The following is a 22,098-nucleotide window of genomic DNA, read 5'->3' on the forward strand; positions in this document are numbered from 1 at the left end:
TCCATGCAGCGTAGACACCTGCTCAAAGCGTCCCTGGCCCTGGCGGCCTACACCGGCATTCCCTCCACCGGGCTGTTCGCCCTCCAGGCCTTTGCCAATCCGGCCAATGGCGATGGCCAGGCCTTCGATTTCGACTGGCTCAAGCAGCACGCCAAGGAGCTGGCCGGCCAGGCCTACCAGCCCACCGCCCAGAAACTGCCCGACACCCTGGCGAACATGACGCCGCAGCAGTTCAACGCCATCGGCTACGATGCCAAGCATTCGCTCTGGCACGACCTCAAGGGCCAGCTGGACGTGCAGTTCTTCCACGTCGGCATGGGCTTCAAGACCCCGGTGCGGATGTTCTCGGTGGACCCCAAGACCAACGAGGCCAAGGAAGTCCACTTCCGCCCCGAGCTGTTCAACTACAACGACAGCGGCGTCGACAAGAGCCAGCTCAAGGGCGACCTGGGCTTCGCCGGCTTCAAGCTGTTCAAGGCGCCGCACCTGGCCCAGTACGACATCGTCTCCTTCCTTGGCGCCAGCTACTTCCGCGCCGTGGACAAGACCCGCCAGTACGGCCTCTCGGCCCGCGGTCTGGCCATCGACACCTATGCCGATCGGCCCGAGGAATTCCCCGATTTCACCAAGTTCTGGTTCGTCACCCCGAACAAGAACAGCACCCGCTTCGTGGTCTATGCGCTGCTGGATTCGCCCAGCGCCACCGGCGCCTATCGCTTCGACATCGACTGCCTGAACGACCGCGTGGTGATGGACGTGGACGCCAACGTCAACGCCCGCCGCGACATCAAGCAACTGGGCATCGCGCCCATGACCAGCATGTTCGGCTGCGGCACCCACGAGCGGCAGACCTGCAACACCTACCACCCGCAGATCCACGACTCCGACCGCCTGGCCATGTGGAAGGGCAACGGCGAGTGGATCTGCCGTCCGCTGAACAATCCGCCCAAGCTGCAGTTCAACGCCTTCAAGGACGACAGTCCCAAGGGCTTCGGCCTGGTGCAGACCGACCACGAATTCGAAAGCTACCAGGACGTCATGGTCCGCTACGACCGCCGGCCGAGTCTGTGGGTCGAACCCACCTCCGCCTGGGGCGAGGGTGCCATCCAGTTGCTGGAGATCCCCACCACCGGCGAGACCCTGGACAACATCGTGGCCTTCTGGGCGCCGGCCGAGACCATCACCGCCGGCAAGTCGCTGCACTATGGCTACAAGCTGCACTGGAGTGCGCTGCCGCCGGTGAGCACGCCGCTGGCGCGGGTCTATGCCACCCGTTCCGGCATCGGCGGCTTCCCCGAGGGCTGGGCGCCCGGTGAGCACTGGCCCAAGGTCTGGGCGCGGCGCTTCGCCATCGATTTCAATGGCGGCGGCCTGTCGTTCCTGCCCGAGGGTACCGGCATCGAGCCGGTGGTCACCGTCACCGACGGCAAGGTGCAGGATTTCCACGTGCTCAAGATCGACGAGATCGGCGGCTACCGGGTGATCTTCGACTGGTACCCCACCAGCGACAAGGCCGATCCGGTGCAGATGCGTGCCTTCATCCGCACCCAGGATCGCGCCTTGAGCGAAACCTGGCTGTACCAGTACTTCCCGCCAGCTGCCGATAAGCGCCGCTATCCGGACTGGAAGCAGTCCTAAGCGGTCAGCAAAAAGCCGCTGTGCCTCCCCGGCGCAGCGGCTTTTTTGTGCCCGGAAGAAGGGCTTGGGGCTGACTGGTCGCGGTGGTCAGTCGGCCAGCACCACCTGGTTGCGCCCCGCGCGCTTGGCCCGGTAGAGCGCCGCGTCGGCCAGGCCGTAGGCAAGCTCGAAGTCGGTCCCCGGCAGGTTGAGGCTGAGGCCGAAGCTGGCCGTCACCGGCGCCGGTCCGGTCGCCTCCCGGGCGATGCGCAGACGCAGGCGTTCGGTCATGGCCAGGGCCTCGTCCCGCGCCAGGGTCGGCAGCAGCACGGTGAATTCCTCGCCACCCACCCGACCGACGATGGCCGGCGCCTGGACCAGCTCCTGCAGGCAGCGGGCGATGGCCTGGATCACCCGATCGCCGGCGGGATGGCCGAACTCGTCGTTGATGCGTTTGAAGTGGTCGATGTCCAGCACGATCATGGCCCCACCCCGTTGCCGCAGGGCCTGGCCGGCCTGGTCGATCACCGCGCCGCGATTGAGCATCCCGGTGAGGGCGTCGTGGGTGGCGCGGTACTCCAGCTGCTGGCTGAGGGTCTGCAATTGCTGGTTGAGGGCATTCATCTCGCGTTCGGCGCGATCGCTGCGGGCGATCAGCCGGCGGGTCTCGCGCATCAGGCGTTCGAAGTGCAGCGTCAGGTCGCCCAGGGCGGCTCGGTAGCGCTCGGCATCGGCGTCGTCGGCCCCATAGAGGGCGCGCGCCGCTTGCAGCACCCCGGCTTCCTGCTCGAACAGGTCGGGGCCCGCCTCGGCCGGGCTGCAGCGCCTGACGCTGGCGGTCATGCCGGCAGCTCGGGATGCTCGATGAACGTCAGCGCCTGGAAGTCCAGCCGCAGTTCTTCGCCGAATTCCTGGATGGTCTCGTCCTCGGCATCGTAATACCAGTGCAGCTCCACCCGGTTGCCGGCCTGGGCCGCCTGGTCCAGGGCGTCGAACAGGGTGAACAGCATCTTGGTGCTGGAGCTGTTGAAGTAGGCCAGGGCCACGTGCACCCGGATGCAGGCGTCCCGACGCTGGTCGAGGTAGGCCCGCAGCGACTCGATTACCGGCAGATAGAAGGCCGCGGCGTTTTCCGGAAAGGATTCGCCCTTGAGCCAGAGTTCGTCCTCGGCGAAACGGAAGTCCACCTCCGGAGAGGTGGCGGTGGGAGCGATGAACATGGTGTCCATACGAGGTGGAGGTCCCTGTCAGATGATGGCTTTCAGGCAGAACAGGGTGGTGCCCGGCGTCTGCGTCGAGGGATGGAAGGCGAATTCCAGAGGCGCGCTGGCGTCGCGCGCCATGGTCAGGAAGCCGAGACCGGCGCCCTTGCTGTCGGCCGGGGTCTCGGCGCGCAGGGATTCGCGATAGGCCTGCTTGATCTGTTCCAGCGACATGCTGCACAGCGGCTCGAGCCGCTCGCGCAGGGCGTCGACCTTGTCGCTGGCGATGGGGTTGGCGCAGAGCATCTGGTAGTTGCCGTCCTGGCGGGTGATACAGACCGAGCCCTGGCCCAGCTTGGTGTCCGCCAGGGCGTCCGGCGGCAGGGCATCGGCGGAATAATGCAGGACGTTCTGTGACAATTCGATGAAGGAAGAAAACAGCTTGCGCCGGGTGGCGCCGCTGATGCCTTCGAATTCCAGTTGCAGCTTCACCACTTCGGCCATGGCGGCGACGATGCCATGGGAGAAATAACCGCGGTGATAGAAGATCACGTGCTGCTGCTGGGCGATGTCGAGAAAGGCGCCGTTCGCGGGAAAGGAGGCGGTCATGTCGGTCAGGCCACGCGGATGCAAAGGAAGGTGAGGTCGTCGCGACGCAGTTCGTCGCCTTGCCAGTGGGCGAGGTCCGCGCTGAGTTGCTCACAGAAGGCCGCGGTGGGCAGCGCACGCGATTCGCTCAGCCGGCTCAGGGCGCGGCGCTTGCCAAAGGAGGTGCGCCGCGGGCCGCCGATCTGGTCGATCAGGCCATCGGTGGTGGCGAACAGCAGGCTGCCCGGCGGCAACGGCAGGGTGGTGGCCGGCCAGCACTGGTCGAGCGGGCTGTCGGCGTAGCCGATCCCCAGGCGCAGCGGCGCCAGGGTCAGGACGTCCGCGGCGTCGGGCGCCAGCAGGTGGAGCGGCATGCGGGCGCCGGCGTAGGTCAGGCTGTGACTGCCTCTGTCCACCCAGAAGCAGGCCAGGTCCAGGCCGTCGTTGGATTCGGAGATGCCGCCGGACTGCCCCAGCATGGCCTTGACGCTGGCGTTGATCGCCGAGAGCAACGCCGAGGGATCGCGCGGTCCCAGCTGTTGCAGGGCCTGGGTCAGGGACGCCGAGGCGATCAGGGTCATGAAGGCGCCGGGCACACCGTGGCCGGTGCAGTCGGCGATGGCACCGAACCAGCCGTCTGCGTGCTGGGCGAAGTGATAGAAGTCGCCACCGACCACGTCGCGCGGCTGCCAGACCAGGGTGGCGTCCTGTTCCATCACCGCCAGGGCTTCGCGCGAGCTGCGCAGCATGGCGCGCTGGATGACGCTGGCGTATTCGATGCTGTGCATGATCTGGCGATTCTTCTCGGCCTGCAGGTCCGAGACGATGCGCATCAGCTGCACGCCCAGGCCGAGCCCGGCGAAGCGCCCTTCGCGGGTGACGATGAAGCCATCGGCCAGGGCCTTTTCGCCCACCTCGACGGTGCGCCGGGTCAGCTCCTCGATGGACAGACCGGCATCCACCACCAGCGGCTCCTTGTCCATGAAGGCGATGCAGCTCTTGCGATCGTAGACTTCGCGGTGATACGGCTTGCTCATCTGCGAGAGAAAGATGTCGCGGTTGATCAGGCCGATCGGGCGGTCGTGCTCGACTACCGCGAGACTGGTGATCTCGCGACGTTCGTTGAACAGGTCCATGACCATGGCGTTGGTGTGCTCGGCCTCGACGGCGGGCCACTGGGTGCAGAGGTCGAGGGCGCAGCGTTGGCTGGGGCGGGAGGCGGCACGCGCGGAGGGCAGGGGAGCGGACGACATCGATACGAATCCGTTCTCGGGAGGTCGATGCAGCCTAGGCGCTCCGTGTTGAGCTTTGATGACAGGAGCTGGCCAGGCGCCAGCATAGCGCCGGGCCTGGCCAGGTGGGCGTCAGCCGGTCAGGACCCCCAGGGCGGCGCGGGTGAACGGTGGGGGCGGCACGGCGTTGAGCACCGCACCCTGGAGCACCAGACCGCTGTGGGCGAACTGGCGCTGGGTGGCCTCGATTTCCTTGGCGGTGTTGCAGCCATGGCGTGACACCAGCAGGCAGGTGCCGGCCTGGGCGGCGAGCAGCACCGCATCGGTCACCGCCAGCACCGGCGGGGTGTCGAGGATGACCAGTTCGTAGTCCTGCTGCAGGCCGCGCAGCAGCTCGGTACAGCGCGCACTCATCAGCAATTCGGCCGGATTGGGCGGGCGGACGCCGCCCACCAGGCAATCCAGGCCGGGGATCGCCGAGGCCTGGATCGCCTGCTCGGGCGTCGCCAGCCCCGCCAGCACCTCGGCCAGACCCGGGCGGCGGGCCAGTTGCAGGCGCCGGTGCAGGCGTCCGCGCCGCAGGTCGGCATCCACCAGCAGCACCCGCGTCCCGCCTTCGGCCAGCACCCGCGCCAGTTGCATGGCCACCGAGGACTTGCCGGCGCCGGGGCTGGCGCTGGTGATGAGCAGCAGGTCGTTGCGCGCCTCGGTGCGGGCGAAGGCCAGGCTGGTGCGCAGGATCCGCAGGGCCTCCTGGTAGCCGCTGTCGAGTGAGGTCTGCAGCGGGCCGCCGAGTTGGCGGCTCGGCGCAAGCGGCAATTGCGCCAGCACCGGCAGGCCCAGGTTTTCCAGGCCCTCGGCGTCTTCGATGCCGCGCTCCAGGCTGGCGCGCAGATAGACCCAGGCCATCCCGGCCAGGCAGCCGAAGAGCAGGGCGCTAAGGATCAGCAGGGGCTTCTTGGGATAGACCGGGGCGATCTGGGTATAGGCGCTGTCGATGATGCGCACATCGCTCACCGTGCCGGCGCGCACCACCGACAATTCCTGGATGCGCTTGCTCATCAGCGCATAGAGCTTGTCCGCCGCCTCGACGTCGCGCTGCAGGCGCAGGACCTCCTGCTGGGTCTGGGGCAGCTTGGCCAGGCGCTGCTGCACGGCCTGGCGCTCGCCGTTGAGCACCTGGCGGCGCGCCAGCAGGGTCTGGTACAGCGGGTGGGTGGTGGTGAAGCGCAGTGCCAGTCCGAGACGCTCCATCTCCAGGGCCGACAGCTGGCCATCGAGGTCCACCGCCTGGCGCAGCAGGCTGCGTCCCTCTTCGCCGATGGCGATGGAGCCCTGGCGGCGCTGATAGCGGTCCAGCGCCTGGCGGCCGTCGGCCAGGCGCTGATTCACCCGCGGCAACTCCTGGCGCAGGAAGGCCAGTTGCTGGGTGGATTCGTCGGCGTTGCGGGTCACGTCCTGGCGTACATAGGCCTCGGTGATGCCGCGCAGGATGCGTTGCGCCCGCTGCGGGTCGGTGTCCTGCAGCTGGATCGAGAGGATGCCCGAGCGCTTGCCGCGCTCGCTGACCATCAGCCGCTCCTGCAGCGCCTGGATGGCCACACCGCGGCGTTGCTTGAGGAGGATGAATTCGGTGCCCGGATAGGCGTGCAGCTGGGCGATGTCCAGCTGCAGCTCGCCGGCGCTGGCCGGCTGGCCCAGCCGACCTTCCAGCAGGCGCTTGCCCTGGGCATCGCTCAGCAGGAAGCGATCCGGGGCCTCGGCGGTGAGGGTCAGTGGCTGGCCATAGAGGGCATCGGGCACGCTCAGCCTGGCGATGGTCAGCTGTTCGCCGCCCCAGGCGAAGCGCGCGAGGCCGAACAGCGGCGGGGCCACCCCGGTGCCCGCGCGTTCGTGGCGGCGCGCCAGCCAGTCGCCCAGCAGCGGCAGGCGCCGCGGGGTGACGCTCAGGTCCAGGCCCTCGGCGTCCACCACCTCGCCGACCACCCGCCGCGAGGTGAGCAGCTGCATCTCGGTGATGGCTTCCGGCGGCGGCAGCGGTCGGCCGTTGTCGGCTTCGTCCAGCCGCACGATGCCGCGCTGGTATTCGATCTGCACCGTCGCCACCGCCTGATAGCGCGGCGCGGCCAGTTGCGCATAGGCCACGCCCAGCAGGGTGCAGAGGACGATGCAGACGAGCAGGCTGCGGCGATGGCGCCAGAGCGCGGCGCAGTAACGGGCGAAACCTATGTCCGCGGCCTGGGTGGCGGCGGGGAGCGTCTGATGCGACTTGTCCATGCAGGAGCGGGCCTTGGGGCAGGTACGAGAAAGGACAGCCGTCGCAGCCACACGCTGGCGAGAGGGCAGCGCGCGGCGAACCGGGGGTCGAAATCATCACACCAGGCAGGGCACAGCTGGGAACGCCAGGCGCTGGATCGGGGATCCGCGCCTTGTCGGCTGGAGTGCTGCGTCGACTCTAAGCGAAAGCAAAAGCCAAAAATGTGACACTCCGTGCAGAACGCGACGGATGCCCGCTTGGCAGCGTCAAGGTGCTAAGGCAGTCTTCTTCGCGACCTGTCGTGTCTCCGGACGACAAGCCATGGCCAGCGCCTGGTGTTCCGGAGTCGCTCGTGCCCGTGCCCTTGCTGGCGAAGGCACCCCAGGTAGCAAATGCAAACGCCGCGGCCCCCTGGCACCGGCGTGTTCCTGACGGCTTCTTGAATGTAGTCAGCGGTTGAAGCCCGGTTACCCGCCCACGCGCCTCTTGGCCTGCGTGGGCGGTCTTGCACCGGTTGTACCAGGCCTGCGGAGGATGGCGCCTGGTTCTTCACTGCCCTGGACGGCGTTCTCGACTGCATGGCTGTCAGGAGACAGGACAATGAGCGTGGTATCTGACGTTACCCATCCCGGGGTCCGGGTGGGACGGTGGCCGTTCTGGCTGGGCGGTCTGGTGGTCGGTCTGCTGTTGCTGCTGGCGCTGCTCTGGCGCCTGCCGGATTTTCGCGACGGCACCGGGGCGCAGAATCTCGAAGCCAGCTATCACGTCCTGCTCAGTCTCAATGCCCTGGACGAATCCGGCGTGACCCGCCACTGGTGGCTGCCCACGGTGACCCTGGGCGGCAGTCACGACAAGCAGGTGTCCTGGGGCGCGACCATCCCCACCCACAGTGGCGACTACGTCTACACCAGCTTCAGCAGCTACGGCTTCCTTGCGCCCTATCTCGGCCTCAAGGCCGCGGGGCTGACGCCTTCGCTGCACAGCCTCGCGCTGTTCAACGCCGCCCTCGGCGCCCTCACGGCGCTGCTGCTGTTCCGCCTGCTCTACCTGGTGCTGCGCAGTCACGGCGCCAGCCGCGGCCTGGCCGCCACGAGCGCGGTGCTGGGCTGCCTGATCGCAGTGTTCAGCCGCGAGGCGCTGCTGTCCCAGGGCCTGCTCTACTGGGTGCAGAGTTTCTACCAGGTGCTGCTGCTGGCCAGTCTGCTGACGCTCTTCCACTACCTGCAGGCGCCTGCCGGCCAGCGCCAGCGGCTGGGCTGGCTGCTGGCCGGCCTGGTCTGCTTCGGCGCCCTGACCGAATGGACCGGCTACGTCTTCGGCGGCGGGCTGGTCGCGCTGTTCTGGCTGCAGCGCCGGCAATTGCCGGAAGGCCAGCGGATGGCCTGGCGCCTGGCCTTCGCCACGGCGCTGGCCGGATTACTGGTGCTGCTGCACTACAGCCTGGCGGCGGGCCTGTTGCCGACGCTCAAGGCCTTTGCCCGGCGCTTTCTCGCCCGCAGTCCGAACAATGCCCACCTGACTGATTTCTTCGCTGGCTACGGACTGTCCTTCGGCCTGTTCCTGGCCGCGGTGGCCATCGCCCTGGGGGTACTGGTCTGGAAGCGCAAGAGCCTGAACTGGCCGCGCAGCACCGCGCTGCTGCTGGTCGCCGCCAGCGTGCCGCTGCTGGAAAATCTGCTGCTGCTGCAGCATGCCACCCAGTTTTCCTTCGATCGCCTCAAGTTCATCTTTCCCGCCGCGCTGCTGCTCGGCCTGGCCTTTCTGGCCCTGAAGACCCCGGGGCGCGCCGTGCTCGCCGTGGTGCTGGTGGCCGCGGCCCTGCAGAACGGCCAGACCTATCGCCAGGACCTCGCCGGCTATGCCGGCTGGGGCGCCATCGACCGGCAGAACCAGGCCCTGGTCGGGCTGGTGAAAGGCCAGGTCGCGCTGGACTGCACCCTCATCTCCACCGACATGACGGTGCGCGGCTACGCCAACCTGCTGTTCCACCGCAGCATCCACGAATTGCAGCGCCAGCCGCTGGACTACCACGGCGAGCCGGGGGCCTGTGGCGGACTCTATCTGGAAGGCCGGGATTTCCGCGTCGACCTGCCCGAATACACCCGCGCCCGCCTGAGTCTGGCGGACGGTCGCCAACTGACCTACGCCAAGGTCGAGGGTGACTGGCGCCTGCAATGAACGCCCCATCCATGAACGTGCTGCGAGGAAACCGGGTATGCCGGGTACGCTGATCAATCGACTGAGTTTTCTGGCCCTGGGTGGCCTGATGGTCCTGCAGTTCGGCGTCTTCGAACAGAGTCCGACCAATCCGGTGGGCATCCGCTACGTGGGCGAGCTGTACCTGGCGATCTGCCTGGGTTTCTTCGCGCTCTTCACCCTGAGCACCTGGCATCGGCCGCAGCGCGACTATCGGCTGCTGATGGGCTTCTGCCTGTTTTCCACGGCGGTGTTCGTCGGCCTGCCGGCGGTGTTCGCCCAGCTGTTCTGGGGCCAGCCGCTGGTCTACGGCCTCATCGAGGAGCGGCGGGTGCTCTACTGCTTCAGCGCCTTCCTGGTGCTCTACCTGGCGAAGCGGCTGAATGCCGTGCAGTTCGAGAATCTGATCATCCTGGTCGGGCTGCTCTCGGCGCTGCTGTGCTGGCTGTCCTACTTCAAGATGCTGCCGGACCTGCGCGAGGAGGTGAAGGACCTCAGCCGTCCCGGACGGGCCTCCACGGGGGCAGGCGCCATCTTCTTCGGCTACTTCATCTGCATCTACTTCGCCGGTCGCGGGCGTTCCTTCATCGACGGCCAGTTGCGGCCCAAGCTGAGGCACGGCCTGCTGGCGCTGTTCTTTCTGGCGACCATCGTGGTGGTGTTGCAGACTCGCCAGCTGATCGTGGTCTGCCTGGTGTTCACCATCCTCGCCCTGCGCGCGCGCCTGGTCGGCCCGGCGCTGTTCGGCGCCATCATCATCGCGCCGCTGATCCTCTATCCGCACCTCCTGGAAACCCTCGGCTTCAACCTGGATTTCTATGCGCGCTCGGTGCAGGAAGGCCCCACCGACAACGTCCGGGAAAACACCATTTCCCAGATCATCAACCACCTGCAGCTGTACAACGGCCTGCCCAGCGGCAGCCTCAGCCTGATGTGGAACGACGGCTTCAAGCCGATCTTCGGCGACTACTTCTTCCTTTCCGACGTCGGCATCTTCGGCACCGTGTTCCGCTTCGGCTTCCTGTCGATCCTGGTGATTCCCATCGGCCTGGCGGTCCACTACCTGGTGGCGCGCAAGCTGAGCCGCGACCTGGAATTCACCCTGGCGGTATTCCTCGCCTTCATGACCATCTGGCCGCTGCAGGGACTGTTCGAATACCAGGGCACCGCGGCCCTGCTCTTCGTCATGCAGGCGCTGAAGACCTACCACGGCGCGCCCCAGTACGGAGTGATCAGCCTGCCGGAGCGACCGGGAGCGCTGCCGCCCGGTCGCCAGGTCCTGCCGGTCTAGCAGCCGGTCAGGCGTTCGACGCGGCGTTCGCCGGGAAAGAAGAAGGGGCGCAGGCGCACGCCCAGGCTGTTGCCGAAGAAGGCGGCCACCAGCCACAGCCAGCCGTGCAGGCTGCCCGAGGCGATGCCGCTGAAGTAGGCGCCGATGTTGCAGCCATAGGCCAGCCGCGCGCCGTAGCCCAGCAGCAGGCCGCCAAGCACCGCCGCCACCAGCGACCGCGCGGGAATGCGCAGGCTGGGGGCGAAGCGCCCGGCAAGGCCCGCGGCGGCCAGGGCGCCCAGCATGATGCCGAGATTCATCACGCTGGTGACGTCGAACCAGAAGGGCTCGGCCAGCGCCCGGGCATTGGCCGGTTGCTGCCAGAAGGCCCAGCCGGAGACGTCCAGCCCGAGCAGACCGGCACCCTTGGCGCCCCAGAGGGCGAAGGCCGAGGTGACGCCCCAGGGGCGACCGGCCAGGGCCAGGGTGACGAAGTTCAGTATGGCCAGGGCGATGGCGCCCCAGACCAGCGGCCAGCTGCCGCGCAGCAGGCGCGCCGCGCCCTGGTGTTCACCGGGCACCGTGACTTCCAGCGAGCCGTGGCGACGGCGCTCCAGTACCACCGAGACCCCGGCGATCAGGGCGAAGGCCGCCAGGCTGACCAGGATGCCGGGCAGCACGCCCAGGCTGGTTACCAGGGAGGTCGGCGGCAGACTGGGCAGGGCGAACCACCAGCCCAGGTGCTGGGTGGCGATCAGCGAACCGATGACGAAGAACAGCAGGGTCACCAGCATCCGCGCATTGCCGCCGCCGGCGGTGAACAGGGTGCCGGAGGCGCAGCCACCGCCCAGTTGCATGCCGATGCCGAACAGGAAGGCGCCGACCACCACCGAGGTGGACAGCGGCGAGACGTTGCCGCGCACCGCCTCGCCGAACAGGCTGCCGGCGCCCAGGGCGGGAAAGAACAGCAGCACCGCCAGGGCCAGCATCACCATCTGGGCGCGCAGGCCGGCGCCGCGGCGGTCGAGGATGAACACCCGCCAGGCCGAGGTGAAGCCGAAGGCGGCGTGGTAGAGGGTCAGGCCGAGGGCGCCGACGAGCAGCAGCAGGAGCGCCTGACGGCCGCCCACGGCCTGGCCTAGAAAGACCATGCCCAGGGCGAGCAGGCAGGTCGCCCACAGGGCCGCCCAGGGCAGGCGAGGAGAGGAAAGGATAGAGGTCTGCTGCATCATGGTTCCGGTAGTTTCGAACTAAAGTCCGACCATTTTAGTAGGACTTGCCCGGGAATCCCAGCCACCCGGCAGCTCTGGTTCAATGAAAGGGTTACATCGATATAGCCAGAAGTTATCTAGCGTTCAGGGCAGCCGTTTGGCCGAGGGCGTGGTCAAAGCGGCCAAAGGAATCCCTTGGAGTCGCCGTGTCCGCCGCTGCCGTGCCGTCTGTTCCCGCCTTGCCCACCCTGTCGCGATTGCGCGGCTGGACCGCCCTGGCCGCTGCCCTGGTGTTGGCCGGTTGCAGCCTGACGCCCAGCTCCCAGGGTCCGACCCGTTCGCCGGCCGAGGTGCGCGCCGAGCTCCTGCGGTTGCTGCCGGCCAGCGTGGCGGATCGGCAGGGCTGGGCCAGCGATATCCAGACCGCCTTCAGCGCCCAGGGCCTCGAGCCCTCCACGGACAACCTCTGCGCCGTGCTGGCGGTGGCGGAGCAGGAATCCACCTACCAGGTCGATCCGCCGGTGCCGGGACTGGGGCGGATCGCCCGGGAAGAGATCGACAGGCGTGCGGCGCGGGCCTATGTGCCTCAACTGCTGGTGCGCACCGCGCTCAACCTCAGGTCGCCCACCGGCAAGACCTACGCCCAGCGCCTGGACAGTGCCCGAACCGAGCGCGAGCTGAGTCTGATCTTCGAGGACTTCATCGCCATGGTGCCCCTGGGAGGCCAGCTGTTCGGGCGCTTCAATCCGGTGCGCACCGGCGGCCCCATGCAGGTCAGCATCGACTTCGCCGAGGCTCATGCCCGCGGCTATCCCTATGAGCGCGAGGGTTCCATCCGCCATGAGGTGTTCAGCCGGCGGGGCGGTCTCTATTTCGGCACCGCGCACCTGCTGGGCTATCCCGCGGACTATGCCACGCCGCTGTATCGCTTCGCCGATTTCAACGCCGGCTGGTACGCCAGTCGCAATGCCGCCTTCCAGAGCGCGGTAAGCCGGGCCACGGGGATGAAGCTGGCGCTGGACGGCGATCTGGTGGTGCCCGGTTCGCGGACCCAGGGCGAGACCGAGCGGGCGGTCAATCGCCTGGCGCCGGCCCTGGGCATGAGCGACATCGCCATCCGCCACGACTTGGAGGCGGGGGAGTCCGAGGACTTCGCCAAGACCGATCTCTATGCCAAGGTCTATGCCCTGGCCGAGCGCAAGGCCGGTCGCAGCCTGCCGCGCGCCATCCTGCCGGGCATCACCCTGGAAAGTCCCAAGATCACCCGCACCCTCACCACCGCCTGGTTCGCCCAGCGGGTTGAGGAACGCTGGCAGCGCTGCCGGGGCCGCGCCGCGCGCTGAGGGGAGCAGGGGGCCGAACGGCGTTTTCCAGGTGACGAGGGTCGGGCCCGGGGATGGCAATTGGCCAGACTATTCGCCTAACATGGGGCGATGAAGCGGCCTCGCGCCGTACGGTTCTGGTGTAGTCCCTAGAGGTCCAGATGACCGATACCCCCGGCTCCCGGTTGACGCTGATCGTCGACCAGCCCACTCCCACGGCCCGCCATCGGCTGCCACCCCGCGAACAAGCCAAGGCCCTGCGACTGCTGCGCACCCTGGGCCTCGAAGCCGATACCCCGCCGGAACTGGTGCTGGCCTGGCTGGAACGCCGCGATGGCGGTTGTTCGCTGCCGGAAGCGGCGCGCCAGATCGGCCTGGGCAACTGGCTGGGGATCACCACCAGCCTGGCCGACCTCACCCAGAATCTGGCGCGCTTCGAAGCGGCCTATGCCCTGGACAGCGTGCTCGACTCCCTGACCGTCCTGGCCGAGCAGTCGCCGCCCGAGTCCCGCTAGCCGCTAGAGGCCGGCACCGCGGATCTTGACGTAGAGGCTGTACAGCGAGTGGGAACCGGCCATGAACAGGCGGTTGCCTTCCGGGCCGCCAAAGCAGAGGTTGGGGCAGCGTTCCGGCAGGTGGATGTGCCCCAGCGCCTTGCCGCTGGGATCGAAGACCCGCACGCCATCGAGCGCCTCGGGCTTGGCCGCCGGCGCGCCACTGCTGCCCCAGCCGCACCAGAGATTGCCCGCCACGTCGCACTTGATGCCGTCCAGGGCGCCGTATTCCAGCGCCTCGATGTGCTTGTGGCGCTCGCCCAGGCTGCCGTCGTCCCTGACCGTATAGGCCCACACCAGGCGATTGGGCTTGGCGCGGCCCTCGACCACGTAGAGCAGCTTTTCGTCCGGCGAGAAGGCCAGGCCGTTGGGGCCGTTGAGATCACCGATCACCCGGGTCACCGCCAGGCTCTCGCCGTCGATGCGATAGACCCCATCGGGTTGCTCGGTCTTGACCCTATGACCCTCGTAGTCGCTGTTGGCCTGGAACGGCGGGTCGCTGAACCAGATGGAGCCGTCACGCTTGACCACCACGTCATTGGGCGAATTGAACGGCTTGCCGTCGAAGCTATCGGCCAGCACCGTGATACGCCCATCGTGCTCGGTGCGGGTGACCCGCCGCCCGAGGCCGTGAGTGGTGGAGCCTTCACAGGCGATCAGCCGACCCTGGCGATCACGGGTCAGGCCGTTGGCGAAATTCGACTGGGCGCGGTAGGTGTCCAGCCGGCCGCTGACCTCATCCCAGCGTACGATGCGGTTGTTGGGGATGTCGCTCATCAGCAGGTAGTTGCCATCGCCGATCCACACCGGGCCTTCGGCCCAGCGCAGGCCGGTGGCCAGGCGTTCGACACTGGCGTTGAACAGCCGCAGCTCGAGGAAGCGGTCGTCGAGGATCTCGATCAGCGGATCGGGATAGCGTTGGCTCAGGGGTTCCCCGGCGCGGGCGAGACCGGGCAGGGCGAGGGCGGCGCCGCAGACCAGGCCGCTCTGGAGCAACTGGCGACGTGACAATGGCCGGGCGAGGCCCGGGAGGGAGTCATGCATGGTGCAGGTCCTTGATTGTTATTGTTCAGACGAGGCAATGCGGATCAACCTGCATCGGCAGGTCAATCGTATGACATCATATGTCTTGTGATGGATGGCGCCAACCGGGGCACGGGCCTAGTCGGCCTCGAGCACCAGGCAGGTCCGACCGCGGCCCTGGCGTTTGGCCTGATAGAGGCGCCGGTCGGCTTCGTGGAGAAAGCCTTCGAGGTCGTCGGCGAGGCCGCTGAAGACGCCGGCGCTGAACGACAGCGGCGGGGCGCCGGGGGCATAGCTCTGGGCGTGGCAGTAGCGGCGCAGCAGGTCCAGCGCCTGCAGCAGCTGCTCCGGTGGCATCCGGCTGACCAGGGCGAATTCCTCGCCACCCAGGCGACCGGTGAGATCCTGGGGCAGGGTCCGGGCCAAGGCCTGGGCGAAGACCACCAGGGCACTGTCACCGCTGGCATGGCCGTGTTCGTCGTTGATGCGCTTGAAGTGATCCAGGTCGAGCATGGCCACGCTCAGGGCGTGGCCCTCGCGTTCGGCCTGGCGGAACAGCTCCTGGGCCTGATCCTGAAAGGCGCGCCTGTTGCGCAGCCCGGTGAGGGAATCGTACTGGGCGGCGTGGGTGAGGGCGCGCATGAGATCCCGCCGTTCCAGAGTCGAGACCACGCGGCAATTGAGCTCCTCGGGGCAGAAGGGCTTGCGCAGGAAGTCGTCGGCCCCCTGCTTGATGAACTTGGCGCTGAGCGAACCCTTTTCGTCGGCCGACAGGCCGATGATGCTGAGGTCGTGGCGGCGCAGCTTCTGCCGCAACATCTGCACCAGTTCGAAGCCGCTGAGGCCGGGCATGCTGTGGTCCACCACCAGCAGGTCGATGTCCGGCTGCTCCTGCAGCAGGCGCAGGGCCTCGTTGCCGTCGCAGGCGTCCAGCAACTGGTAGCGGTGGGGCGTCAGCACATGGCGGATGTAGTTGCGGGTGGCGTCGGAGTCCTCGGCGATGAGGATCTTGACCGCGGTATTGCTGTCCAGCCGCCGCAGCAGGCGAAAGGCGAATTCGTAGGAGTACTGGCTTTCCTTGAGCACATAGTCGACCACGCCCTTGGTGAGCAGGTCGTCGCGCCGGCGCTCGTCGTAGGAACCGCTGAGGACGATGCAGGGCAGACGATAGCGCAGCACCAGATCGACGCTTTCGCCATTGGGCGCATCGGGCAGGTTGAGGTCCACCAGGGCGGCAAAGAACAGATTGGCCGAGGTTTCCAGCATCAGCTCGGCTTCGGCCAGGGTGGCGCAGAATACCGGCTCGAAGTCACGCTGCTGACGAAAGAGGTGCGCCAGAATCTTGAGGACCATGGGGCTGTCTTCGATGACCAGGATGGAGCGCACCGGTAACTCCTGCAGGGCAAAGATCGGCCGAGAATAGTTCTGGCGTCAGAGGAAGGGATCATTCGCCTAGGCGTATCGGCCAAAGGATCGACGACTTGAATGGCCGCCGATCCTTCCCGGTTCAGCGGTCCGCCTGGCCTTCCAGCTGGCGCTGCCGGGGCAGGCGCAGGGCGTCGTCGCGCGGCAGCGGGCGACTCAGCAGGTTGCCCTGCACCTTGTCCACCTGCAGCGCCTTGAGCGCTTCCAGCTCGGCGAGGGTTTCCACCCCCTCGGCGATCACCTCCTTGTGGGTCTCGCGGGCGAAGGCGATGATCGCCGAGGCCAGCGCCCGCCGTTCGGCGTCGCGATCGATGTCGCGCACCAGGCTCATGTCCAGCTTGATCATGTCCGGCCGCAGTCGAAGGATGTGTCTCAGACTCGAATAGCCGGCGCCGGCATCGTCGATGGCCAGGCGCACGCCCTGGGCCCGCAGCGGTTGCAGCTGGGCATGCAGGGCGTCGTAGTCGTCGACCTCGGCATGTTCGGTGATCTCCAGCACCAGGCGTCCGGGAGGATTGCCGGCCAGCAGCGCTGGCAGGCGCCCGCCCAGGATGGTCTGCGGCGAACAGTTCATGGTCAGGTAGCTGTCGTCGGGCAGACTCTGCAGTCCCTGCAGGGCGAAGCGCATGGCGCTTTCTTCCAGTTCGTCGCCGAGACCGACGGCGCTGGCTTCGGAAAACCACAGGTCCGGGCTGCGCTGCGGCGGGCAGTGGAAGCGCGACAGGGATTCCCAGCCGGCGATGCGCAGATCCGTCAGGTGATAGATCGGCTGGTAGACGATGCTCGGCTGGTGGGCGGCCACCGCGCCCTGGATGCGCTCGCGCATCTCCACCTGGCCGCGGCGACTGGAGACGTCCAGGCTGAGGCGATCGGCCACCAGTTCGGCAAAGGTCCGCACCAACTCCAGGTCACGGGGACTCAGGGTCGGATCGGGCTGGTACTTGAAGCAGCAGAAGGTGCCATAGAGTTCGCCATCGCTGAGCCGCACCGGCACGCTGACGTGAGCGCCGATGGGCACGCTGCGGGTTTCCGGGATCAGCCGGGTAGCGCCGACGGCGCGGGTGTCGGGGATGAGTTCGGGCAGGTGGCCGGTCACCACCTGCTGACAATAGCCCTGGCTGAGCGGCAGGGCATCGCCGGCCTTGAGCGGCGCATCGGGCGCCGCATCGACGTTGCGAAAGACCCGATCCTGCTGGCGAAATTCGGCAAGAAAGGCCACGTCCATGTCCAGGTGGATGCGCAGCGCGTGCAGCACCTTGTCGATGCAGCCCTGGCTGCTCAGGTTGCCGGTATCCAGGCCAACCACCTCCAACAACTCGGTACCTGATTCCCTCATGTCCTCACTCCCGGGAAACTACGACCTGAACCAGTGTAGAGCCTGGAATGAATTTGTCAGTCAAATGACCTCATCCATTCGGCTTAACCCCGTTCGGCGTACCAGGCCTCGAAAGCGGGCAGGGCCATGGGCCGGGCCAGCAGATAGCCCTGGACCTCGTCGCAGCCGGCTTCCTGCAGGAAGGCCAGCACCTCGGGCGTCTCTATGCCCTCGGCGACACTGCGATAGCCGAGCTTGCCGATCAGCGCCAGCAGTGCCCTGACGACCTCCTGCTTGCGTGGATCCTCGGGCAGGTCATGGATCAGCGAGCGGTCGAGCTTGACGCTGGTGACCGGCAATTCGTAGAGATAGGCGAAGTTGCTGTAGCCACTGCCGAAGTCGTCGATGGCGATCTCCAGGCCCAGCTCGCGCAGGGCATGCAGCTGGGCGATGGCCTCGGGATTGCGTCTGAGCCATTCGCCTTCGGTGATCTCCACTTCCAGCCGCCGCGGATCGACACCCTGGCGCTGGCAGGTCTCGCGCAACAACTCGACCAGATCGCCTTCGTCGAAATCCCGTGGCGACAGGTTGAGCGACAGTCGCCCCTGATAGCTAGTGTCCCAGTGCGCCAGCTGGCCGATGGCGGTACGGATCACCCAGCGGGTGACGCTGTGGATCAGCGCGGTCTTCTCGATCGCCGGAATGAAGTCGCCGGGCGCGATGGGACCGAGTTGCGGATGGGTCCAGCGCAACAGGGCTTCGGCGCTGCACAGTCGACGTCCGGGCAGGGCCAGGCGTGGCTGGAAGGCCAGGCTGAAGTCGCCGCGTTCGAGGCCTTCGGGAATCTGCCGGACCAGCTGGAAGATCCGCTGGAAGGCCTCGTCCCGGGGGCGTTCGTAGACCACCCAGTGACGACTGCTCAGCGCCGCCTGATCGACCGCCACCATGGCCTTGCGCAGCAGGTCGCGGACTTCGCCCGCGTCGAGCAGGAAGGGCACCACACCGGCCTTGACCGGCGGATCGATGGGAATGCGGTCGGCCTGGACCGGCATCCGCAACTGGGCGATGAGCGCGTCGAGCAGCGGCTGATAATCGCAGTCCTCCGGCAGCAGGAAGGCGAATCTCTTGGTGTCCACGTGATAGACCTTGGCCCGCTCGCTCAGGGCGTCGCACAGGCGCAAGGCCAGGCTGCGCAGGAAGGTCTCGAAGGGCCACATGCCCTGGGCCAGAATCAGTTGCTCCTTCCAGTGGGTCTCCAGGGGATCCACCAGCACCAGCAGGCGCCCCTCGTCGGGCTGGAGTTCGGCCAGCTGGGCGACATCGGCCTGGAACTGCTGGCGATTGGGCAGGCCGCTGACCGGATCACGGCGGCGCAGGTGCTGGCGCAGGGCGATGAGCTTCATGACCTGGGCGGCGAAATCGTCCAGGCGCTTGCGTTCCGCGGCCGTCAGTTCGCGCGGCTGGCTGTCGAGGATGCACAGACTACCGATGGCATAGCCGCCCTCGGTGACCAGGGTCGAGCCGGCATAGAAGCGCACATGGGGGGCGCGGACCACCAGGGGGTTATGGCTGAAGCGGGTATCGCAGCAGGCATCGTTGATCTCCATCCGGCCATCCTCGGCCTGGATGGTGTGGGCGCAGAAGGCGTCCTCGATGGGCATCTGCGCCAGGTCGAAGCCGACGCGGGCCTTGAACCACTGGCGATCGCGATCCACCAGGCTGATCAGCGCGGTCGGCACATTGAAGCTGCTGGCGACCAGCTCGCAGAGGCGATCGAATTCCTCCGCCGGCGCCGAATCGAGCAACTCCAGGGCGTGCAGGGCGTTGAGGCGGTCATCTTCGTACTTCAGTGAATCGGCCATCAGGCTATCTCGGGAATATCGATGAGCCTTGCTTGAGCAACAAGCCCATCCTGGAAGAACTGCCGCGACCCGAGCCAGGCGAGTGCAGCAAACGAGAGGCAGGTCTGCGGAAGTATCGGCGAGAAATCATAAGACTTTAGCCGTTTCGTCTCGCCTGCCAGTCTGGAACCTTAGCGCGGCTGCACGTCAATCGCGAGCCCTGGTCGAAGGGATATCCCCTGCCGAGTAGCGACCATGACCCTGACCTGCCTGTTCGACATCAACGAGACCGTGCTGGACCTGTCCGCGCTGGATTGCCTGTTCACCGAGCTGTTCGGTGACCCTCAGAGCCGCACGCTATGGTTCGCCCAGACCTTGCAGAACGCCATGAGCGCCGAGCTCTGTGGCCGGCACGCCCCCTTCGAGACCCAGGGTCAGGCGGCGCTGGAGATGATCGGCGCACGGTTCGGGCGAACGCTCACCGCCGCCGACCGGCAGCGCGTCGCGGACGCCCTCAAACGGCTGCCCGCCCATGCCGATGTCCGCGCGGGCCTCGATTTCGCCCGGGCACAGGGCGTGCGCTGCATCGCCTTTTCCAACAATGCGCGCGCCGCGACCCGGGCGCAGCTGGAATACGCCGGCCTGAGCGACGCCTTCGCCGATATCCTCTCGGCCGAGGACGCCGACGCCAGCAAGCCGGTTACGGCCACCTATCGCCAGGCCGCCAGCAGCCTGGGTCAACCCGCCGAAGACCTGTGGCTGATCGCCGTCCATGCCTGGGACATCGCCGGCGCCCAGGCCGCCGGGTTCAAGGGTGCCCTGCTGCAGCGGCGTCCCGACCAGGTGGCCAATCCCCTGGCGCCGCCCCAGGTGACCGCCGGCACGCTGCAAGAGGCAGTGGCGCGCATTCTGGCGCACGAGGGCCGCGGCTAGTTGCCCCGGCGTGCTAACGTCCGCGCCATCACCGGCGGGTGCCGGTTTTTCCAGACAGTGAGAGTCGCTTTCCCATGACGGATACCCTTGCCCGGCTGCGTGCCGGCGAACTGGCCGGGGCCACGCGCCTGACCCTGCGCGCCGACCTGACCGAATTTCCCGAAGAGATCTTTAGCCTGGCCGACAGCCTGGAAATCCTCGACCTGTCGGGCAATCGGCTGACCCGCTTGCCCGCCGACCTGGGTCGGCTGCACCAGCTGCGCATTCTCTTCTGCTCGGGCAATCCCTTCACTGAACTGCCCGAGGTGCTGGGCACGCTGCCCAGGCTGGAGATGATCGGCTTCAAGGCCTGCCAGCTGGAGCGGGTAGGCGCCGCGGCCCTGCCGCCACGCCTGCGCTGGCTGATCCTTACCGACAACCGCATCGCCGAGGTGCCCGCCGCCCTGGGCGAACGGCCCGCCCTGCAAAAGCTGATGCTGGCCGGTAACCGCTTGCAGCATCTGCCGGCGTCCATGGCCGACCTGCACCAGCTGGAACTGCTGCGGCTGTCGGCGAATCGCTTCGCCGCGCTGCCGCCGGCCATCCTGGAGTTGCCACGGCTGACCTGGCTGGCTTATGGCGACAATCCCCTGGGCGCCGAGCGCGAGCGCGCGGTGCGAGCTCAGGCCGCCCGCCAGCAGCGCATCGCCTGGGGTGATCTGCAGCTTGGCGAGCGGCTGGGGGAGGGCGCCTCCGGCATCATCCATCAGGCGCGCTGGCAATCGCCCACCGGGTCGCGCGAGGTTGCCGTCAAGCTGTTCAAGGGCAGCATGACCAGCGATGGCACCCCGGAAAGCGAAAGCGCCGCCAGCCTCAGCGCCGGCACCCATCCCTGGCTGATCGGTGCTCTCGGTGACCTGGCCGAGCATCCCGAGCAGCGCAGCGGCCTGGTGCTGGAGCTGGTGGAGCCGGCCTTCGGCAACCTGGCCGGTCCGCCCAGCTTCACCACCTGCAGCCGCGACGTCTATCCCGAGGACACCCGCTTCACCGCCAGCGCCGTGCGCAGCATGGCTGGCGGCATGGCCAGTGCCCTGGCGCACCTGCACGGGCACGGCCTGGTCCACGGTGATTTCTATGCCCACAACATCCTCTGGGACGGTGGCGCCCGCTGCCTGCTGGGGGATTTTGGCGGTGCCTCGCTGCTGCCCGAGGACGAGATTCAGGCGGCGCGCCTGCAACGCTTCGAGAGTCGCGCCTTCGGCATCCTGCTGGAGGAGTGGCTGGCGCGGTGCAGCGAGCCGGTCGATCCGGCACTGGCGGCCCTGGCCGCGGAGTGCCAGCAGCCCGCGCTCGATGCCCGTCCGCTGCTGGCCGAGGTGGCGCAGCGACTGCAGGGTTAGTCCCGGGGCTCGTCCAGGGCCCAGTCCACGGCGGCCAGGGCGTGCAGTCGCGTGGTGTCGAACAGCGGCACCGCGCTGTCGCTCTGGTCCACCAGCAGCATGATCTCGGTGCAGCCGAGCACGATGCCCTCGGCGCCCCGGGCGACCAGTTCGGCGATGATCGCTCGATAGGCCGCCCGAGATTCCATGCGTACCTCGCCGCGCACCAGCTCTTCATAGATGATCCGGTGCACGGTCTGGCGCGCGTCCGCTTCAGGCACCAGCACCTCCAGGCCGAAGCGCGCCGTCAGCCGCTCGCGATAGAAGGCCTGCTCCATGGTGAAGGCGGTGCCCAGCAGGCCGACGGTCCGCAGGCCCTTCGCCTGGATCGCCGCCCCGGTGGGATCGGCGATGTGCAACAGCGGCAGGGCCGTGGCCGCCTCGATCTCCGCCGCCAGGCAATGCATGGTGTTGGTACAGAGCACCAATGCCTCGGCACCGCCGGCCGCCAGTTGTCGCGCATGCGCCTGCAGACGTAGACCCAGCGTCGCCCAGTCGCCGGCGTGCTGCAGGGCAGCGATCTCGGCGAAGTCCACCGACAGCAGCAGGCAGGCCGCCGAATGACTGCCACCCAGTCGCCGCCGGACCTCTTCGTTGAGGATGCGATAGTAGTGAGCCGAACTCTCCCAGCTCATGCCGCCCAGCAGGCCCAGGGTGCGCATGGTCTTTTCCATGGTGATTGGCGAATGGGCAT

18 protein-coding genes are annotated in these 22,098 nt (G+C 67.5%); 7 read left to right on the forward strand and 11 right to left on the reverse strand.

All coding sequences use genetic code 11. The annotated features are described in order from the left end of the window. Window positions 1-3: 3 nt before the first annotated feature. Window positions 4-1,638 (forward strand): glucan biosynthesis protein D, encoded by a 1,635-nt coding sequence (locus PSEK12I1_RS0118350; protein WP_027602518.1) that lies wholly within the window; start codon window positions 4-6, stop codon window positions 1,636-1,638. An 87-nt stretch (window positions 1,639-1,725) separates the two neighbouring features. On the opposite strand, the gene PSEK12I1_RS0118355 is transcribed toward PSEK12I1_RS0118350, so the two are convergent. The 5 genes from PSEK12I1_RS0118355 to PSEK12I1_RS0118375 form a co-directional block, all read right to left on the reverse strand. Beyond that, window positions 1,726-2,460 (reverse strand): GGDEF domain-containing protein, encoded by a 735-nt coding sequence (locus PSEK12I1_RS0118355; protein ID WP_027602519.1) that lies wholly within the window; start codon window positions 2,458-2,460, stop codon window positions 1,726-1,728. Continuing rightward, window positions 2,457-2,846: a DUF1987 domain-containing protein gene (locus PSEK12I1_RS0118360; RefSeq protein WP_027597148.1), complete on the reverse strand. Its 390-nt coding sequence runs from the start codon at window positions 2,844-2,846 to the stop codon at window positions 2,457-2,459. The genes PSEK12I1_RS0118355 and PSEK12I1_RS0118360 overlap by 4 nt, the downstream gene beginning before the upstream one ends. A gap of 18 nt (window positions 2,847-2,864) precedes the next feature. Beyond that, window positions 2,865-3,428 (reverse strand): SiaB family protein kinase, encoded by a 564-nt coding sequence (locus tag PSEK12I1_RS0118365; RefSeq protein ID WP_007159604.1) that lies wholly within the window; start codon window positions 3,426-3,428, stop codon window positions 2,865-2,867. 5 nt (window positions 3,429-3,433) lie between these two features. Beyond that, on the reverse strand, window positions 3,434-4,660 hold the full coding sequence (locus PSEK12I1_RS0118370) for a SpoIIE family protein phosphatase (protein ID WP_027602520.1): 1,227 nt from the start codon (window positions 4,658-4,660) through the stop codon (window positions 3,434-3,436). A gap of 111 nt (window positions 4,661-4,771) precedes the next feature. Further along, complete coding sequence (locus tag PSEK12I1_RS0118375; RefSeq protein WP_027602521.1) at window positions 4,772-6,916, reverse strand: polysaccharide biosynthesis tyrosine autokinase; 2,145 nt, start codon at window positions 6,914-6,916, stop codon at window positions 4,772-4,774. A 580-nt stretch (window positions 6,917-7,496) separates the two neighbouring features. Here PSEK12I1_RS0118375 and PSEK12I1_RS0118380 point away from each other — a divergent pair. Together PSEK12I1_RS0118380 and PSEK12I1_RS0118385 are read left to right on the forward strand one after the other, a co-directional pair. After that, the gene (locus PSEK12I1_RS0118380; protein ID WP_027602522.1) at window positions 7,497-9,074 is read left to right on the forward strand and encodes a hypothetical protein; all 1,578 of its coding nucleotides are present in this window, start codon (window positions 7,497-7,499) and stop codon (window positions 9,072-9,074) included. Window positions 9,075-9,111: 37 nt separating this feature from the next. Beyond that, complete coding sequence (locus tag PSEK12I1_RS0118385; RefSeq protein WP_027597144.1) at window positions 9,112-10,383, forward strand: hypothetical protein; 1,272 nt, start codon at window positions 9,112-9,114, stop codon at window positions 10,381-10,383. Here the strand turns inward: PSEK12I1_RS0118385 and PSEK12I1_RS0118390 are convergent. Beyond that, entirely contained in the window at window positions 10,380-11,591 is a 1,212-nt protein-coding gene (locus PSEK12I1_RS0118390; protein ID WP_027602523.1) for a YeeE/YedE family protein, read from the reverse strand. The two genes, PSEK12I1_RS0118385 and PSEK12I1_RS0118390, sit on opposite strands and share 4 nt — an antisense overlap. Window positions 11,592-11,812: 221 nt before the next feature. On the opposite strand from PSEK12I1_RS0118390, the gene PSEK12I1_RS0118395 reads away from it, so the two are divergent. Both PSEK12I1_RS0118395 and PSEK12I1_RS0118400 read left to right on the forward strand, forming a co-directional pair. Further along, window positions 11,813-12,916 carry a DUF1615 domain-containing protein gene (locus PSEK12I1_RS0118395; protein WP_371099746.1) on the forward strand — a complete coding sequence of 368 codons (1,104 nt, stop codon included), beginning with the start codon at window positions 11,813-11,815 and terminating at the stop codon, window positions 12,914-12,916. A gap of 140 nt (window positions 12,917-13,056) precedes the next feature. Further along, window positions 13,057-13,410, forward strand: a complete 354-nt coding sequence (locus PSEK12I1_RS0118400) for a hypothetical protein (protein ID WP_007159597.1) — start codon at window positions 13,057-13,059, stop codon at window positions 13,408-13,410. Window positions 13,411-13,413: 3 nt separating this feature from the next. On the opposite strand, the gene PSEK12I1_RS0118405 is transcribed toward PSEK12I1_RS0118400, so the two are convergent. The 4 genes from PSEK12I1_RS0118405 to PSEK12I1_RS0118420 form a co-directional block, all read right to left on the reverse strand. Then, window positions 13,414-14,493, reverse strand: a complete 1,080-nt coding sequence (locus tag PSEK12I1_RS0118405; RefSeq protein WP_037007200.1) for an SMP-30/gluconolactonase/LRE family protein — start codon at window positions 14,491-14,493, stop codon at window positions 13,414-13,416. A 117-nt stretch (window positions 14,494-14,610) separates the two neighbouring features. Further along, the gene (locus tag PSEK12I1_RS0118410) at window positions 14,611-15,858 is read right to left on the reverse strand and encodes a diguanylate cyclase domain-containing protein (RefSeq protein ID WP_027602525.1); all 1,248 of its coding nucleotides are present in this window, start codon (window positions 15,856-15,858) and stop codon (window positions 14,611-14,613) included. A 121-nt stretch (window positions 15,859-15,979) separates the two neighbouring features. Then, window positions 15,980-17,233 carry an EAL domain-containing protein gene (locus PSEK12I1_RS0118415; protein ID WP_027602526.1) on the reverse strand — a complete coding sequence of 418 codons (1,254 nt, stop codon included), beginning with the start codon at window positions 17,231-17,233 and terminating at the stop codon, window positions 15,980-15,982. A gap of 83 nt (window positions 17,234-17,316) precedes the next feature. After that, the gene (locus PSEK12I1_RS0118420) at window positions 17,317-19,074 is read right to left on the reverse strand and encodes a bifunctional diguanylate cyclase/phosphodiesterase (RefSeq protein WP_027602527.1); all 1,758 of its coding nucleotides are present in this window, start codon (window positions 19,072-19,074) and stop codon (window positions 17,317-17,319) included. Between the two features lie 234 nt (window positions 19,075-19,308). Between PSEK12I1_RS0118420 and PSEK12I1_RS0118425 the strand changes: the two genes are divergently transcribed. After that, on the forward strand, window positions 19,309-19,986 hold the full coding sequence (locus PSEK12I1_RS0118425; RefSeq protein ID WP_027602528.1) for a haloacid dehalogenase type II: 678 nt from the start codon (window positions 19,309-19,311) through the stop codon (window positions 19,984-19,986). A gap of 74 nt (window positions 19,987-20,060) precedes the next feature. Beyond that, window positions 20,061-21,365: a leucine-rich repeat-containing protein kinase family protein gene (locus tag PSEK12I1_RS0118430; RefSeq protein WP_027602529.1), complete on the forward strand. Its 1,305-nt coding sequence runs from the start codon at window positions 20,061-20,063 to the stop codon at window positions 21,363-21,365. Here the strand turns inward: PSEK12I1_RS0118430 and PSEK12I1_RS0118435 are convergent. Further along, window positions 21,362-22,066 carry an aspartate/glutamate racemase family protein gene (locus PSEK12I1_RS0118435; RefSeq protein WP_027602530.1) on the reverse strand — a complete coding sequence of 235 codons (705 nt, stop codon included), beginning with the start codon at window positions 22,064-22,066 and terminating at the stop codon, window positions 21,362-21,364. The two genes, PSEK12I1_RS0118430 and PSEK12I1_RS0118435, sit on opposite strands and share 4 nt — an antisense overlap. Window positions 22,067-22,098: the final 32 nt, after the last annotated feature.

It is taken from the genome of Pseudomonas sp. MOIL14HWK12:I1 (genome assembly GCF_000510705.1).
GTDB classification, from domain to species: Bacteria; Pseudomonadota; Gammaproteobacteria; order Pseudomonadales; family Pseudomonadaceae; genus Chryseomonas; species Chryseomonas oryzihabitans.

Coding starts and splice junctions, on each gene's coding strand:
- PSEK12I1_RS0118350 (WP_027602518.1), top strand. CDS start 4: ATGCAGCGTAGACACCTGCTCAAAGCGTCCCTGGCCCTGGCGGCCTAC.
- PSEK12I1_RS0118355 (WP_027602519.1), bottom strand. CDS start 2,460: ATGACCGCCAGCGTCAGGCGCTGCAGCCCGGCCGAGGCGGGCCCCGAC.
- PSEK12I1_RS0118360 (WP_027597148.1), bottom strand. CDS start 2,846: ATGGACACCATGTTCATCGCTCCCACCGCCACCTCTCCGGAGGTGGAC.
- PSEK12I1_RS0118365 (WP_007159604.1), bottom strand. CDS start 3,428: ATGACCGCCTCCTTTCCCGCGAACGGCGCCTTTCTCGACATCGCCCAG.
- PSEK12I1_RS0118370 (WP_027602520.1), bottom strand. CDS start 4,660: ATGTCGTCCGCTCCCCTGCCCTCCGCGCGTGCCGCCTCCCGCCCCAGC.
- PSEK12I1_RS0118375 (WP_027602521.1), bottom strand. CDS start 6,916: ATGGACAAGTCGCATCAGACGCTCCCCGCCGCCACCCAGGCCGCGGAC.
- PSEK12I1_RS0118380 (WP_027602522.1), top strand. CDS start 7,497: ATGAGCGTGGTATCTGACGTTACCCATCCCGGGGTCCGGGTGGGACGG.
- PSEK12I1_RS0118385 (WP_027597144.1), top strand. CDS start 9,112: ATGCCGGGTACGCTGATCAATCGACTGAGTTTTCTGGCCCTGGGTGGC.
- PSEK12I1_RS0118390 (WP_027602523.1), bottom strand. CDS start 11,591: ATGCAGCAGACCTCTATCCTTTCCTCTCCTCGCCTGCCCTGGGCGGCC.
- PSEK12I1_RS0118400 (WP_007159597.1), top strand. CDS start 13,057: ATGACCGATACCCCCGGCTCCCGGTTGACGCTGATCGTCGACCAGCCC.
- PSEK12I1_RS0118405 (WP_037007200.1), bottom strand. CDS start 14,493: ATGCATGACTCCCTCCCGGGCCTCGCCCGGCCATTGTCACGTCGCCAG.
- PSEK12I1_RS0118415 (WP_027602526.1), bottom strand. CDS start 17,233: ATGAGGGAATCAGGTACCGAGTTGTTGGAGGTGGTTGGCCTGGATACC.
- PSEK12I1_RS0118420 (WP_027602527.1), bottom strand. CDS start 19,074: ATGGCCGATTCACTGAAGTACGAAGATGACCGCCTCAACGCCCTGCAC.
- PSEK12I1_RS0118425 (WP_027602528.1), top strand. CDS start 19,309: ATGACCCTGACCTGCCTGTTCGACATCAACGAGACCGTGCTGGACCTG.
- PSEK12I1_RS0118430 (WP_027602529.1), top strand. CDS start 20,061: ATGACGGATACCCTTGCCCGGCTGCGTGCCGGCGAACTGGCCGGGGCC.
- PSEK12I1_RS0118435 (WP_027602530.1), bottom strand. CDS start 22,066: ATGCGCACCCTGGGCCTGCTGGGCGGCATGAGCTGGGAGAGTTCGGCT.